At 59.4% G+C, this 15,647-nt stretch carries 11 protein-coding genes; 5 read left to right on the forward strand and 6 right to left on the reverse strand.

Features of this window, described 5'->3' with window-relative positions:
- Positions 1-163: 163 nt before the first annotated feature.
- Positions 164-1,444 (forward strand): glutamate-1-semialdehyde 2,1-aminomutase, encoded by a 1,281-nt coding sequence (hemL, locus tag AC2LB6_RS07510; RefSeq protein WP_490093028.1) that lies wholly within the window; start codon positions 164-166, stop codon positions 1,442-1,444.
- A gap of 44 nt (positions 1,445-1,488) precedes the next feature.
- Here hemL and fhuB read toward each other — a convergent pair whose 3' ends face one another.
- From fhuB to hrpB, 6 genes are all read right to left on the reverse strand, one after another.
- Positions 1,489-3,468 carry a Fe(3+)-hydroxamate ABC transporter permease FhuB gene (gene fhuB, locus AC2LB6_RS07515; protein ID WP_490093029.1) on the reverse strand — a complete coding sequence of 660 codons (1,980 nt, stop codon included), beginning with the start codon at positions 3,466-3,468 and terminating at the stop codon, positions 1,489-1,491.
- A complete protein-coding gene (gene fhuD, locus AC2LB6_RS07520) occupies positions 3,468-4,346 on the reverse strand; it encodes a Fe(3+)-hydroxamate ABC transporter substrate-binding protein FhuD (protein WP_490093129.1) in 879 nt (292 codons plus the stop codon). The genes fhuB and fhuD overlap by 1 nt, the downstream gene beginning before the upstream one ends.
- A 10-nt stretch (positions 4,347-4,356) precedes the next feature.
- Entirely contained in the window at positions 4,357-5,151 is a 795-nt protein-coding gene (fhuC, locus tag AC2LB6_RS07525) for a Fe3+-hydroxamate ABC transporter ATP-binding protein FhuC (protein WP_490093030.1), read from the reverse strand.
- A gap of 43 nt (positions 5,152-5,194) precedes the next feature.
- Entirely contained in the window at positions 5,195-7,396 is a 2,202-nt protein-coding gene (gene fhuA, locus AC2LB6_RS07530) for a ferrichrome porin FhuA (RefSeq protein ID WP_490093031.1), read from the reverse strand.
- Positions 7,397-7,596: 200 nt separating this feature from the next.
- Positions 7,597-10,131 (reverse strand): bifunctional glycosyl transferase/transpeptidase, encoded by a 2,535-nt coding sequence (gene mrcB / locus AC2LB6_RS07535; protein WP_490093032.1) that lies wholly within the window; start codon positions 10,129-10,131, stop codon positions 7,597-7,599.
- A 98-nt stretch (positions 10,132-10,229) separates the two neighbouring features.
- On the reverse strand, positions 10,230-12,713 hold the full coding sequence (gene hrpB, locus AC2LB6_RS07540) for an ATP-dependent helicase HrpB (protein ID WP_490093033.1): 2,484 nt from the start codon (positions 12,711-12,713) through the stop codon (positions 10,230-10,232).
- A 30-nt stretch (positions 12,714-12,743) separates the two neighbouring features.
- Here hrpB and thpR point away from each other — a divergent pair, with 30 nt between their 5' ends.
- The 4 genes from thpR (at position 12,744) to gluQRS (ending at position 15,638) form a co-directional block, all read left to right on the forward strand.
- Positions 12,744-13,301 carry an RNA 2',3'-cyclic phosphodiesterase gene (thpR, locus tag AC2LB6_RS07545; protein WP_490093034.1) on the forward strand — a complete coding sequence of 186 codons (558 nt, stop codon included), beginning with the start codon at positions 12,744-12,746 and terminating at the stop codon, positions 13,299-13,301.
- The gene (gene sfsA / locus AC2LB6_RS07550) at positions 13,279-13,983 is read left to right on the forward strand and encodes a DNA/RNA nuclease SfsA (protein WP_490093035.1); all 705 of its coding nucleotides are present in this window, start codon (positions 13,279-13,281) and stop codon (positions 13,981-13,983) included. Before thpR ends, sfsA begins: the two co-directional genes overlap by 23 nt.
- Positions 13,984-14,230: 247 nt before the next feature.
- Positions 14,231-14,686 (forward strand): RNA polymerase-binding protein DksA, encoded by a 456-nt coding sequence (gene dksA, locus AC2LB6_RS07555; RefSeq protein WP_008925615.1) that lies wholly within the window; start codon positions 14,231-14,233, stop codon positions 14,684-14,686.
- A 73-nt stretch (positions 14,687-14,759) separates the two neighbouring features.
- Positions 14,760-15,638 carry a tRNA glutamyl-Q(34) synthetase GluQRS gene (gluQRS, locus tag AC2LB6_RS07560; protein ID WP_490093036.1) on the forward strand — a complete coding sequence of 293 codons (879 nt, stop codon included), beginning with the start codon at positions 14,760-14,762 and terminating at the stop codon, positions 15,636-15,638.
- Positions 15,639-15,647: the final 9 nt, after the last annotated feature.

Here is a 15,647-nt window from a genome sequence, read left to right on the forward strand (position 1 = left end):
ATTACACTATTATCAGCCAGCACCTCAGCGCAATCAAGCTCTGCCCTTCGCACTCTGTGCCGCTTTCACTCCTGTTAAGGGCACAGAGGGTGAATCAACCTTTCGTCTGCTGCCCCTCTTCCGTAGAATGACGCAATATTTTTCTGAAACGCTGGAGCCGAAAATGAGTAAGTCCGAACAACTGTTTGCCGAGGCACAACGCCTGATCCCGGGTGGGGTAAACTCGCCAGTACGCGCATTTACCGGTGTGGGCGGCGTTCCACTGTTTATTGAGCACGCTGATGGCGCGTATCTCTATGACGCCGATGGCAAAGCCTATATTGACTATGTCGGCTCATGGGGTCCGATGGTGCTGGGCCATAACAACGCAGCGATCCGCAATGCCGTGATCGAAGCGGCCCAGCGCGGCCTGAGTTTTGGTGCCCCGACCGAAATGGAAGTGACCATGGCGCAGCTGGTGTGTGAGCTGGTGCCGAGCATGGAGATGGTGCGGATGGTTAACTCCGGCACCGAAGCGACCATGAGCGCTATTCGTCTGGCGCGTGGCTTTACCGGCCGCGATAAAATCATCAAGTTTGAAGGCTGTTATCACGGCCATGCCGATCATCTGCTGGTGAAAGCCGGTTCCGGTGCCCTGACGCTGGGTCAGCCAAACTCGCCGGGCGTACCAGCCGATTTCGCTAAACATACCCTGACCTGTACCTTTAACGATCTCGACTCGGTGCGCAACGCCTTCGAGCAATATCCTGATGCCATCGCTGCCATCATCGTCGAGCCGGTCGCTGGCAACATGAACTGCATCCCGCCGCAGCCGGCGTTCCTGCCAGGCCTGCGCGCGCTCTGTGATGAGTACGGCGCACTGCTGATTATCGATGAAGTGATGACCGGTTTCCGCGTCGCGCTGGGCGGCGCACAGGCTCACTACAATGTGCGTCCTGACTTAACCTGCCTCGGGAAAATAATCGGTGGCGGTATGCCAGTCGGCGCATTCGGTGGCCGTCGCGAAGTCATGGCCGCGCTGGCACCGACCGGCCCGGTTTACCAGGCGGGGACGCTTTCCGGTAACCCGATCGCTATGGCTGCGGGTTTTGCCTGCCTGACACAGATCGCGCAGCCCGGTACTCACGACAAACTGGATGCCCTGACCCGTAAGCTGGCAGAGGGTCTGCGCGAAGCAGCACAACAGCAAAATATCCCGCTGGTGATTAACCATGTTGGCGGGATGTTCGGCCTGTTCTTCACCGATGCTAACAGCGTGACCTGTTACGCCGATGTGACACGCTGCGATGTGGAGCGCTTTAAAACCTTCTTCCATCTGATGCTGGAGGAAGGCGTTTACTTTGCGCCATCAGCTTATGAAGCAGGCTTTATGTCGCTGGCTCACAGCGAAGAAGATATTCAGCGCACTGTCGACGCGGCGCGTCGTTGTTTCGCGAAGCTGTAATTTCGGCAGCGTTAAAGATGAAGACCGGCTTACGCCGGTCTTTTTTAACCTGAGCGCCGCAGCAGCCAGATAAAGTAAGGCGCACCTAAAAACGTCGCCATCAGTCCGGCTGGGATTTGATCCGGAAACGACAGCATCCGCCCGCACCAGTCAGCCAGCACCATCAATCCTCCCCCCAGCAATCCAGACAGCAGCAGTTGCGGCAAGGCCCGCCGGAAGCCCAGCATGCGCGCCATATGCGGTGCCATCAGTCCGACAAAGCTCAGCGGGCCGATAGTCAGTGTCGCACTGGCGGTCAGCGCGGCGGCCAGCAGCAGCAGACTCAGCCGCGCGGGCGTTAACGCCATGCCGGCCGAGCGTGCAGTGGTACTTCCCAGCGGCAGCAGCGTCAGCCAGCGGCTCGCCAGCGGTGCCAGCGAGACCAGCAGCAGCGCACAGACAGCGCTCTGAATCGCCTGACTGCCGCTGATGTTATAGGTCGAGCCGGAGATCCAGCTCAGCAGCCCGCCCATACGCGGATCGCCGCTCGCCAGCAGCAGCATCAGCAAGGTGACAAAGGCGCTGTTAAGCGCCATGCCCGCCAGCAGCATCCGCTCTGGCGAAAAGCCGCCACGACTGGCTACCGCCATGATCACCAGCAGCGTCAGCGCAGCCCCCACCGCCCCGGCGGGCAGCAGCCATGCCATCGCATCGCCCGGCACAAAGAACATCATGACGACGACACCACAGGCAGCACCCGAACTGATGCCCAGCACTTCCGGGCTGGCCATGGGATTGCCGGTCAGCCGCTGAATCAGACTCCCTGCTACGCCCAGCATCAGACCGGTCACCAGCGCAGCCAGCACGCGCGGCGCGCGCCACGGCAGTAGCGACTGCAGCATCTCGCCCGCTGACCAGATCCAGCCCTGCGCATCACGCCCAAACGCCAGACCACCCCACGCCAGCAGGGCCAGAACAGCAAGACCAATCAGCGCCCAGCGCAGCAGGTTCTGTCGTTCGGCGGGCACGTGGTCACCCTGATTGAGAGCAGGCGGCACCGAACCGGTACGCAGTCGCGGCAGCAACCACAGCAGAATCGGTACGCCGAGCAGCGCCGTAGCCGTGCCGGTCGGGATATCGCGCCAGTGCGCGCTAAGCCATAACACGCAACTGTCGGCCAGCCACAGCAGCAGCGCGCCTGTCAGCGGTGCCAGCAGCATCCGGCTGAGGAGCCTTCTTCCACCCAGCAGCTTCGCCAGCAGCGGCGCAAACAGCCCGATAAAGCCGATGATACCAGCGACATTCACCAGCTGTGCGCTGAGCAGAATCGCCAGCCCGAGGCCACCGATACGCGCGACAGAGAGCGCCAGCCCCAGGTTTTTTGCTACACCATCATCCAGCCCCATCAGCGTCAGCGGACGCAGCAGCGCCAGCGCCAGCACAAACGCCAGCAGCAGGCGCGGCCAGAGTTGCTGCACATTCTCCCAGCTCATCTGATTCAGCGCGCCGCTGCTCCACAGAAACATGTTTTGCAGCTGATCGTGATTAAAAATAGCGAAGATTTGATTCACCGCGCCGCTGTAGAAACTCAGCACCAGCCCGGCCAGAATCAGCGTCACCGGCGACAGACGTTTGCCCCAGGCCACCCCAAACACCAGCGCGGCCACCAGCAGCGCACCACTAAGCGCAGCAAACTGTTGTGTCAGCGCCCCGCCCGGCAGATGCCACAGCGTCGCCACGGTTATGCCCAGCTGTGCGCCGGAAGAGACACCCAGTGTGGTCGGCTCCGCCAGCGGATTCCGCAAGATCTGCTGAAACAGCAGACCGGCAAGACCCAGCCCGGCGCCCACCAGCAGCGCCAGCGCCGTGCGCGGTAACAGGCTGTAGTGAAACACCATCTGCGGCAGGCTATCGACCGCCGGTGACCAGAATGCCTGCCACCACTCTGCCTGTGGCAGCGCCTGGTGCAGATTAACCAGCGTCAGGCTGAGTGAGAGCAGAAATAGCAGGCTGAGGAGGCCTGCGGGAAACAGAGCATGGCGCATCAGTGCGTCTCCAGCGCGCGTTCCAGCACGCGAACAAAGTGCAGCGCGGAGAGCGTTGCACCGTAATACCAGACCGCCGGGACGCGCTGAAAGCGTCCGGTGCGAACAAACGGCATAGCCTGCCACAGCGGGCTGCGCATCAGCTGCTGCATCTCCGCGTCGTTGTCATGCTCGAAACAGATGACCTCTACATCTCCGGCCTGCGCCAGTTGTTCAATGCCGATCACCGCGCTGCCCCAGAAGTTGGTCTCACCCTGCCAGCCATTTTTCAGGCCCAGCAGGGTCATCACTTCCAGAAACAGACTGTTTTGGCCGAAGGTAATGGCGTGACGACTGTCGAGCAGCGACATCAGCAGAATCGTGCGTCCGGCATAGGGTGCCAGCCGCTCGCGGGCCGCCGCCAGTTGAGCATCGACTTCGCGCAGATGCTGCTCCGCCCGATCGCTTACGCCGAGGCGCGCCGCCAGCTGACGCAGTGATGCGCGTGCGGCGGTAAAGGGTTTCCCGTCGCCGCTGTGAAGGTCGAAACCCATGATCGGCGCGATGCGTGTCAGCTTCTCTTTAGGCGGGCCGTAGCCGTTGGAGCAGAGGATCAGCGACGGCTGCATTTGCGCCATCAGCTCAAGATTGGGTTCGGTGCGCAGCCCCACATCGATCACGCCCGCAGGCAGCGGCGGCTCTCCTACCCAGATGTTGTAGTTATGCAGATCGGCCACACCCCAGGGCGTGATACCCAGTGCTATCAGCAGTTCGGTGGGAAGCCACTCCAGTGCAATAATCCGGCCCGGATTTGGCGTGGCGGCACGCAGAGGAAGTGCGCAAAACAGTGGCGAGACCGCCAGCGCCAGCAATAGTCGGCGGCGATAAAGATCGGGCATCATCCTTTCCTTAACAGACAAAACTGACCGGCGCGCCGCCCTGCGGATGCGGTAAAATGCCCATCGGGATGCCATAAATCGCACCGAGCACCTCAGGCTGCATAATCGCCGCCGCGTCACCTTCGGCAATCATTGTGCCCTGACGCAGCGCCACCAGATGATCGCAGTAGCGTGCTGCCATATTGATATCATGCAGCACCGCAATCACGGTTAAGCCGCGCTGCTGGCTCAGATCTTTTATCAGCGCCAGCACCTCAACCTGATGGGCGATATCCAGCGCCGACGTCGGTTCATCCAGCAGCAGACAGCGGCTGTTCTGCGCCACCATCATCGCCAGCCAGGCGCGCTGACGCTCACCGCCCGACAGGCTATCCACCAGCCGACCCGCAAAGGGATTCAGCCCGACCTGGGCAATCGCATCCTCTACCCGATCGCGGTCGTCCTGTCCGAACCGTCCCAGCGCGCCGTGCCAGGGATAGCGGCCAATCGCCACCAGCTCCCGCACTGTCATCCCTTCAGCGGCCGGTAACTGCTGCGGCAGATAGGCCACCTCGCGAGCAAAGGCTTTGCTGTTCCAGCGCCCAACCGGCTGCTGATTCAGCAGCACCTCTCCACTGCTGGCAACATGATGACGCCCCAGCATTTTTAACAGCGTCGACTTACCGGAGCCGTTGTGACCAATCAGTGCGGTCATTTTACCCGGTGGAAAGGTCAGCGAGAGTGGCTGAAGGAGAGTACGGCCGGGCACCTCAAAACTGGCGTTTGCCAGCGTAAAGGTCGCCTCTTCTGCGTGCGGATACGGCATGGTTATCCCTGTGAACGAACGGGCGCCGGAGCGCCCGGTTAAATCAGAACCTGAAGGTCGCAGTGCCAACAATCTGGCGTTCCGCACCCCAGTAGCAGGCGTATTCACGATAGCAGCTGGCGACATACTCGCGGTTGAACAGATTGTTGACGTTAACGCCCACCGTCGAGCCAGGCAGACCGAAACGGCCAAGGTCATATTTCAGCGCCGCATCCACCGTGGTGTAACCAGCAACCTTAAAGTTCTGGTTCTGCTCGGTGCCGGTGCTGTAGAGACCCTGGCTCTCGCCGACATAACGCACACCCGCGCCCACCGTCACACCCGAAAGGGCTGTCTCGTGGAAGGTATAGTCGCTCCACAGTGAGGCCATATGTTTCGGCACCTGCACCGGCGTTTTGCCTTTGAGCTGGGTGTCTTCGGTATATTCCGCATCGGTATAGGTGTACGAGGCCGTCAGGTTAACGTTGGCATTGAGCGCCGCTTTCGCTTCCAGCTCTACGCCGCGCGACCGGATTTCACCGCTCTGCACGCTGAAAAGAGCTCGATTTGGGTCGGGATCGGCAGTCAGGTTTTTGGTTTTGGTCAGCTGATAAAGCGCTGCGGTGAGCACCACCGGGCGATCTTTAGGTACATATTTCACGCCCGCTTCATACTGTTTAGCGCGTGACGGATCAAACGCCTGACCGTCAAAGGTCGAACCCGCGTTTGGAATAAAGGCTTCGCTGTAGCTGAAATAAGGTGCGATGCCGTTATCAAACACATAGTTCACACCGCCGCGCCAGGTAAACGCCTGATCGTTCTGGCGATCAACGCTATCCGCTACCCGATCGTAAACCGAGTTCATGGCATAGTCGTATCGGCCGCCCAGCGTCAGCACCCAGCGGTTCCACTCCATCTGATCCTGCGCATAGAGGCCGGTCTGACGCTGCTTGTTGAGATGCTGATAAGGACCAAATGGCGTTACGCTGTTATCGCCATATTGCGGATTTACCGCATTCAGATTCGATGCCGAGCCAAACTGTGCGTCGATATCATTGCGGGTACGCTGGAAGTCCACCCCCAGCAGCAGCGTATGATCAACCTGGCCGGTGGCGAATTTCGCCTGCGCCTGGGTATCGACCGCCAACTGGTTGAGCTGCTCTTCTGAAACGGCCGAACCTCGCGTGATTTGCTGAGTCTCCGGCAGGAAACCGTTGCCGTAAATACTGCGGTAATTGGTGCGCAGGTCGGCGTAACGCAGGTTCTGGCGCAATGTCCAGGTGTCGTTGAGACTGTGCTCGGCGTTATAGCCCACCATTTTGGTGGTGCGTGAAATCTTGTTGCTCTGCTCGCCTTCATCAAAGTTGGTCGGCAGTTTGTACTGGCTGCCATCGGCGCGGGTGATAGGCACTACGGTGCCCTGACGCGGCAGCCAGCCGTAATAGCCGGTTTCTGGCTCGTTCTGGAAATAGGTCAGCAGGTCAACGCGGGTGCGATCGTCGGGACGCCAGCTGAAAGCCGGAGCGATGGTGTAGCGCTTCTCTTTATTCATCGCCTGCTGCGCATCCTGACTGCGCGCCTGACCGGTCAGACGATAGCTGTAGACGCCGTCATCATCCAGCGCGCCGCCAAAATCAAATCCGGTCGAAAAGAGGTTATCGTTGCCCATCTGGAACTGGACTTCACGCAGGGTTTCCTGGGTCGGACGCTTGCTCACCAGCGAAACCACACCGCCAGGATTGCTTTTGCCGTAGAGCACCGACACCGGACCGCGCAGCAGCTCGGCGCGCTCCAGGAAATAAGGGTCGATGGCAAACTCAGAGTAGTTATCCCCCTGCAGTTTCAGGCCATCCATATACTGATTGGTGTTGGTTTCGCTGAAGCCGCGAATCGACAACGCATCAATCACGTCTGAGCTGCCGCGGTTACCGGTCAGCACGCCAGGCGTGTAGTTAAACGCCCCTTTCACGCTGGTCACGTTGCGCATCTCCATCTCTTCGCGGGTGACCACGGAGACTGACTGCGGATTTTTTTCAATCGGCGTATCGGTTTTGGTACCGGTGGCACTGTGTTTGGCTGCCACGGTCGGCGCCGGACCCCAGGCGCTTTCCGCCTCGACGCCGCTGCCGCCATCCGCCGAGACCACCATGGTCTCCGGCTGTGCGGCGTAAAGCGAGGTGCTCAGGCTCAGTGAGATCATGACGCCCAGAAGTGGTCGGGAAAATGTTTTTTTGGTGTTGTCTGCAAAAGTCGTTCGCGCATTCATAAAAAGGTGTCTCTTAAAAAGGCTCAGGAGAGCGAATCGAAACGATAATGATTATTATAACGGATTAGATAATATGCGAACTTCAGCGGGCACTGCAAGAAGAAATCCCAGTAGTGACGCCGTTTGCAGGGCGATTGATGCGTATTGATCAGAAACAAAAAAAGGGCGCCGAAGCGCCCTTTTTAACCTGTCTGACTGATTTATTTGCCAAACATATCTTTAATCCAGCCTGCTACGCCGTCGCTGTCTTTCTGCTCCTGCGGTTGCTGGGCCGGTTGTTGTTGCGGCTGCTGTTGCTGCTGTTGCTGATCGAACAGCTGTTGCTGCTGCTGAACCTGCTGCTGCTGTTGCTGACACAGCGCGTTCGGATCCAGCGCCCACACTGGCAGAGAACGCCAGGTGCTGCTGCCCGTGCCACAGACAAAGTTACCGGCCGAATCCACATTCATCAGCGATACATCTTCCGGTGGTGTCAGCTGCAACGGCATCGGTGCCTGAATGTCGAGGTAGCGACGATAGAGCTGCATCGCACCGCTGGCACCATAGAGTTTGGTCGGCTGATTGTTATCGCGTCCCACCCATGTGATCGCCACTTCTTTGCCATCAATACCGGCAAACCAGCTGTCGACCAGGTCGTTAGTGGTACCAGTTTTACCGGCCAGATGCGCATTCGGGAAACGCGCGCCCAGCGCACGGGCGGTACCGTGGTCAGCGACCTGCTGCATAGTGTAGAGCGTCAGATAAGCCGCCTGCGCCGGTTCAACACGCTCTGCCTGCGGATAGCTCTGATAGAGCACACTGCCATCTTCCGCAATCACCGAACGCACTGCTGACAGTGACGCGCGGTTTCCGCCGCTGGCGATCGACTGGAACGCCTGCGCCACTTCAACTGGCGTCAGGTTCATGGCACCCAGCAACATCGCCGGAACCGGATGTAGCTGATCTTTCGGCACACCCAGCTTGCTCCAGGTATCGACTACCGCATCCAGCCCCAGCGTCATACCGAGGTTAACCGTCGGCACGTTCATGGAGTTGGTCAGCGCATCCACCAGCATCACTTTTCCGCTGAAGCGACGATCGTCGTTCATTGGTTTCCAGATGCTGCCGTTGGGCTGCTTCAGCGCAATCGGCTCATCGGCGATCCAGCTGTTCAGCCGGTAACTGTTTGGCTGGCTCAGCGCGGTAAGATAGGTCGCCGGTTTCGCCAGTGAACCGATAGAGCGGCGCGCCTGCAGCGCACGGTTGTAACCGGCGTACTGTGGATCGGCACCGCCAACCATGGCACGCACTTCGCCGCTGAAGCGGTCAACCACCACCATCGCAGTTTCCAGATCTTTCAGGCCACGCTGTTTTTTCAGCGTCGGAATGCCATCAATTACCGCTTTTTCGGCCGCATCCTGTGACACCGGATCCAGCGTAGTGAAGATCTTCACGCCGGAGAGATCTTTCACCTTGTCGCCCAGTTTCGCCTGAAGCTCGTTACGCACCATCTGCATAAAGGCAGGCTGCGGCGTGATCACCCCCCCCTTCGGCTGGACGCCCAATGCACGCGCCGACAGCATGTCATACAGCTCCTGGTCGATCACTTTCTGCTGCTGCAACAGGCGCAGCACCAGGTTGCGTCGTTCCAGCGCCAGTTTCGGGTTGCGCCACGGGTTATAGAGCGACGCCCCTTTCACCATGCCGACCAGCATCGCCTGCTGATCGAGACTCAGCTCATCAACCGGACGGCCGAAGTAGTAGAGGCTCGCCAGCGGGAAACCGCGAATCTGATCGCTACCCGCCTGACCGAGATAGACCTCGTTAAGGTAGAGCTCCAGGATACGATCTTTGCTGTAGCGCGCATCCATGATCACGGCCATATAGGCTTCACGCGCTTTACGCCACAGCGAACGCTCGTTGGTGAGGAACAGGTTCTTCACCAGCTGCTGCGTCAGGGTACTGCCGCCCTGCACCGCTTTCCCGGCCGTGATGTTCGCCAGGAAGGCGCGACCAATGGAGTACGGGCTGATGCCATCATGCTCATAGAAATGGCGATCTTCGGTGGCGATCAGCGTATCGACCAGCAAATCCGGGAAACCGGCACGTGGCACGAAGAGACGCTGTTCACCATTCGGCGACTGCAGCATGGTGATCAGGCGCGGATCGAGGCGGAAAAAGCCAAAATCACGGCCGGTTTCGAGGTTTTTAATCTCGCTCAGCTCATCTTTCGTGAAGCTCATGCGCGCGTGGATCTGCCCCTCTTTACTGTCGGGGAAATCAAACGGGCGACGCAGCAAATCGATGGTGTTGCCCTTCACCGAAAACTCGCCAGGGCGGGTAATCCGGGAGACTTCGCGATACTGAGTCCCTTCCAGCAGCGCCACCATTTCACTTTTGTTGTAGGCCATGCCCGGTTCCAGGCTGACCATGCGGCCATAGACGGTGGCGGGCAGTTGCCACACTTTACCGTCAATACGGCTGCGAATTTCTGAGTCGAGGTAGATGCCCCATGCGACCATGACCACCACAAACACCAGGAACAGCTTGATTAACCATCCCAGCCAACGGCGTTTGCCGCGCGGCGGTTTTCCACCTTTACCTTTACGTGGCACCGGCGCTTCCTCCTCGTCATCATTAAAATCGTCCTGATCGATATCCTGTTCGATATCCCTGCGTCGTCCCCGGCCCGCACTGCTGCGCGGCGGCAACGGTTTACCTTTGCGCCCTATTGGTTCGCGATCGTTCCCAGACATTACTTTTATTCTCCAGGCAGTGCTTACGGCAGCGCCGCTACTCTAACTGCTTTCTTGCGTGCCGCATGGCAGAACCCTCTGAATTCGATCCAGCGGACTCAACCTTGCGGGGACATTTTCCTGGTTCGCCTTGTTGGCAAGGCGTTGGCCGGATCCTCTGGCCAGGGATGTTTAGGATAACGTCCCTTCATCTCTTTCCTGACTTCCGGCCAGGCACCGCGCCAGAACGCCGCCAGATCGCGGGTGATCTGCAACGGACGCTGGGCGGGCGATAACAGCTCCAGCACCAGCGGAATGCGTCCTTCCGCGACGGTGGGATTAGTCGCTTCGCCAAACATCTCCTGAATCCTGACCGCCAGCGCGGGCGGCTTGTCCGCATCATAGCGGATCGGCAGCCGGCTTCCGGTCGGCACAGTGTAATGAGTTGGCAGCACAGTATCCAGCCGCTGACGTTGTGACCATGTGAGTAAATGTAAGAGTGCCGTGGTCAGGTTCACAGCCTGCAGGCTGCGAAGATCGCGCACCGCTGACATCTGCGGCAACAGCCACTGCGGCAGGCTCTCGAGCAACGTCTGATCGTCAGTGGCGGGCCAGCTCTCATCCGGCAGCCACTGCGCCGCACACTGGATGCGCAGACGCAGCTGTTCGGCGTCCGGCGTCCAGCCCAGCACCGACAGACCTTTTTCGGCGATCCAGCGCAGCATGGCCGCGTGGAGCACGTCCGGTTCCGGGCGCGCCATCGGCTGGGTCTTCAGTATCAGCGCGCCAATCTGCTCACGTCTGAACGCGCGCAGCGTGCCTTTCTCTTCGTCCCACTCCACTTCGGTCCGGCGCTCAATCAAAGCAGGCTGCTGCTGGCACAGCGATTCAATATTGACCGGCAGCGCCAGCAACATGCGGGCATCCGGCGTGGTACTGCCCTGCAGCAGGGCGGGCGCAATCAGCCATTCATTACGCGTCAGGCCATCCTGCTCATCCAGTCTGGCACCCAGCCCGTTGGCAAGCTGATAGCGACCACTCTGGTCGCGTCGCCGCGCCAGCCGATCGCCAAAGCCCACCGCCAGCAACACAGCGAAACGGTCTTCATCGACGTGCCCGCCACGGATTTTAAGCCGCTGCTGCCACTGCTGCGCCCGCCGCTGCCATTGTGACTGAGGCCGATGCAGGGCATCCCGCAGATCGGCACTGCCGCTGCGCGGAGGGTCTTCCAGAATAGCGACCAGCAGCGCGGCGCTGGCGACCGCATCCGGCTCATCGCCAGCGGCACAGAGCATAGCAGCCAGTCGGGGATCGCAGCCCAGCTGCGCCATGCGCCGACCCAGCGTGTTGAGCAGGCCGTTGCTGTCCAGCGCATTCAGGCGGGTTAGCTGCTGTTGCGCCGCGTCCAGATTTCGGGCGGGTGGCAGATCCAGCCACTGCAGCTGTTGCGGCTGGATACAGCCCCACTGCAGCAGATCCAGCCACAGCGACGAGAGATCGCTGTTCACGATTTCCGGTTCGCTCTGCGCCGCCGCACGGGATGCCTGCTCCTGCGGCAACAGATGCAGACAAATTCCCGGCATCAGTCGCCCCGCGCGACCTGCGCGCTGGATCATGGATGCCTGGCTGATTCGCTGGGTCTGCAGCCGCGTCACGCCGCTGCGCGCGTCAAACAGCGCGCTGCGCTCCAGCGCACTGTCGACCACCAGCCGGATCCCCTCAATGGTCAGGCTGGTCTCGGCGATATTGGTGGCAAGCACCACCTTCCTGCGTCCGATGGTGGCAGGCAGAATCGCCCGCCGCTGCGCCGCCAGCGGCAGCGCGCCATAGAGCGGCGTCAGATCCACATCATCGCTGATGCGTGATTCCAGCTCACGCCTGACCCGCTCGATCTCCGCCACGCCCGGCAGAAATAGCAGCAGCGAGCCGTCTTCGTCGCGCAGCAGCTGGGCGACTTCACGCGCCACCGCCTCTTCAAAACGCACGTTCTGATTCAGCGATGCATAACGCCGCTCGACCGGATAGCTGCGTCCTTCTGAGACAATTAATGGCGCATCCGGCAGCAGCATCGCCAGCCGGGCATTATCCAGCGTGGCGGACATCAGCATGATTTTAAGATCGTCGCGCAGCCCCTGCTGCACATCGAGCAGCAGCGCCAGCGCCAGATCGGCCTGCAGGCTGCGCTCGTGAAACTCATCAAGGATCACCAGCGACACGCCCTCCAGCATCGGATCGTGCTGAAGCATGCGCGTGAGCATCCCTTCGGTAACGACTTCAAGCCGGGTCTGTGGCCCGACGCAGCTTTCGCCACGCATCCTGAACCCCACCGTGGCTCCCGGCTGCTCACCGAGCTGCTCCGCCAGCCGCTGCGCGACATTACGCGCCGCCAGACGACGTGGCTCCAGCATGATGATCCGCCCCGGCAGCGCCGCCTGCTGTAACAACTGCAGCGGCAGCCAGGTCGATTTGCCCGCACCAGTGGGGGCGGCCAGCAGGATTTGAGAGGCGTCGCGCAGTGCCGCCAGGATGTCAGGCAGCACCGCGCTGACCGGTAAATCGCTCACAGCAAACTCCGCTTCTGCCTGTGCTAAGATGGCGCGCATTGTAGCACGTGATATTTGCCGGAGAGCGCCATGGCGACACAACGCTTATTTTTTGCCATAAGCCTGCCTGACGAGATGCAGCAGCAGCTGGTGCGCTGGCGGGCCGACACCTTTCCTGCCCAGGCGGGCCAGCCGGTGGTCGCAGCGAATCTGCATCTGACGCTGGCGTTTCTGGGTGAGGTCGCTCCTGAAACCTCACAACGCCTGCAGACGCTGGCCTCCCGCATTGAACAACCCGGCTTTGATCTCGATCTGGATGATGCCGGTCACTGGCCACGTCCAGGTGTTGTCTGGCTCGGCTGCCAGCGTGCGCCACGCGGGCTGCTGCAGCTCGCCAGCCTGCTGCGGGCGCAGGCCGCCCGGCATGGCTGTTACCAGAGCCCCCAGCCGTTTCATCCGCACATCACGCTTTTACGCCACGCCACGCAGCCGGTTGCGTTACCGCCACGCGGCTTTCACTGGCGTTTTCGCGTCTCTACTTTTTCCCTGTTTGCCTCTGAATATGCCCGGGGCCGCACCCGCTACCGCACTCTGGCCAGCTGGCCGCTAATGTCTCAGGATCCACATGCACTTCTCTCCTCCTCTTAAACCCGCCAGCCTGATCAGTCGTTATAAACGTTTCCTTGCCGATGTTATGACGCCGGAAGGTGAGGTTCTGACGATCCACTGCGCCAACACCGGCGCCATGACGGGCTGCGCTACGCCGGGCGATCGGGTCTGGTATTCAACGTCCGGCAGCCTTACGCGCAAGTATCCTCACAGCTGGGAGCTGACAGAAACGCAGCAGGGCCACTGGATCTGCGTGAACACCCTGCGCGCTAATCAACTGGTGGGCGAAGCGCTGGATCAGGACAGGCTGCCCGCACTGGCGGGGTATTCCCATCGTCAGGCGGAAGTGAGATATGGCAGTGAAAAAAGCAGAATTGATTTCCTGCTCAAGGCAGATCCACGACCCAACTGCTATATTGAGGTGAAATCCGTAACCCTTTTACATGAAGGAAAAGGTTATTTTCCGGATGCGGTGACGATTCGAGGACAGAAGCATCTGCGTGAACTGGCAACAGTTGCGGCAGAGGGTCATCGGGCCGTTTTGTTGTTTGCCGTTTTGCACTCGGGGATTGAGGACGTTTCCCCGGCACGCCACATTGATGCGGCGTATGCAGAACAACTGGCTCAGGCGCAGAAGGAAGGCGTAGAGATTTTAGCGTATCAGGCAGACTTATCGGCGGAGGGAATGTTTCTTAAATCGCCGGTCAACGTAACCTTGTAATATCTTTTGCAATTTTATGTGTTAAGAATGTTCTGAGCTAAGGGCTGATTACGCTGTTCCTCACAGGCTTGTCAAGGTGTGTTCATGAAGAATTGCCAACCCTGACTGCTTCTGTTATTTATAGCGGCCTGTTTTTTTCCCCAATGGGGGATCGATGTACCCCGCAGACGTCAAATGCAGGATGGCAGCAACGCCCCTGCGAGACGAAAGTCAAAGGGTATAGTGCGTGTTATCCAGGAGAAGCAACATGCAAGAAGGTCAAAACCGTAAAACATCGTCCCTGAGTATTCTCGCTATCGCCGGTGTTGAACCTTATCAGGTGAAACCTGGTGAAGAGTATATGAACGACGCGCAGCTGACCCATTTTCGTAAGATTCTGGAAGCCTGGCGTAATCAATTGCGGGACGAAGTCGATCGTACCGTATCGCACATGCAGGATGAAGCCGCTAACTTCCCGGACCCGGTTGACCGTGCCGCGCAGGAAGAGGAGTTCAGCCTGGAGCTGCGTAACCGCGATCGCGAACGTAAACTGATTAAAAAGATCGAGAAGACACTGAAGAAAGTTGAAGATGACGACTTCGGTTATTGCGATTCCTGTGGCGTTGAGATTGGTATCCGTCGTCTCGAAGCACGTCCTACTGCCGATCTCTGCATCGACTGTAAGACGTTAGCAGAAATTCGTGAGAAACAAATGGCCGGCTAATGCCGCGTCCAGCCTGTTACCACGCAGTGGAACAATCGCTGTTTTGTCCGCTGCGTGGTCACTTCTGAATCCTATGTCATCCTCCTGTATCGGTCGCTTCGCCCCTTCTCCCTCTGGTGAACTCCATTTTGGCTCGCTGATTGCTGCCCTGGGCAGTTACCTGAGCGCGCGCGCGCAAAACGGCATCTGGCAGGTGAGAATTGAAGATATCGATCCGCCACGGGAAGTGCCGGGTGCCGCCAGCCGTATTCTGCATCAGCTGGAACACTATGGTTTAACCTGGGATGGAGAGGTGCTGTGGCAGTCACAACGTCATGAAGCCTACCGGGAGGCGCTGGTCTGGCTGCAGCAGCATCGTCAGAGCTACTTCTGCACCTGCCCGCGACGTCGTATTCAGGAGATTGGCGGTTTCTATGATGGCTACTGTCGTGAACGGCAACGCGGACCGGAGAATGCCGCGCTGCGTTTACGCCAGCATGCGCCAGTCTTTGCGTTTGACGACCAACTACGGGGTCGCGTGGAGGCCGACAGGCGTCTGGCACAGGAAGATTTTATTATTCATCGCCGTGATGGCCTGTTTGCCTATAACCTGGCGGTGGTGGTCGATGATCATTTTCAGGGCATTACCGAAGTGGTTCGCGGCGCAGATTTGATTGAGCCGACGGTGCGGCAGATTGCGCTCTATCAGCAATTTGACTGGCCGGTGCCGGCCTGGCTGCATCTGCCGCTGGCGCTAAACCACGATGGCAATAAGTTATCGAAGCAGAATCATGCACCTTCGCTGCCGGATGGCGATGCCAGACCGCTGCTGGTGGCAGCATTACGTTTCCTCGGACAGCCTGTTTCAGTCGGCTGGCAGGACTTAACGCAGGACAAACTGCTGTCTGATGCGGTAGAGCAGTGGAATATCGCTTTGATGCCGCAACAGAACGCCCTGAAACCGGATGCATAGACAACAGCA

Source organism: Pantoea sp. RCC30.1, from assembly GCF_058148845.1.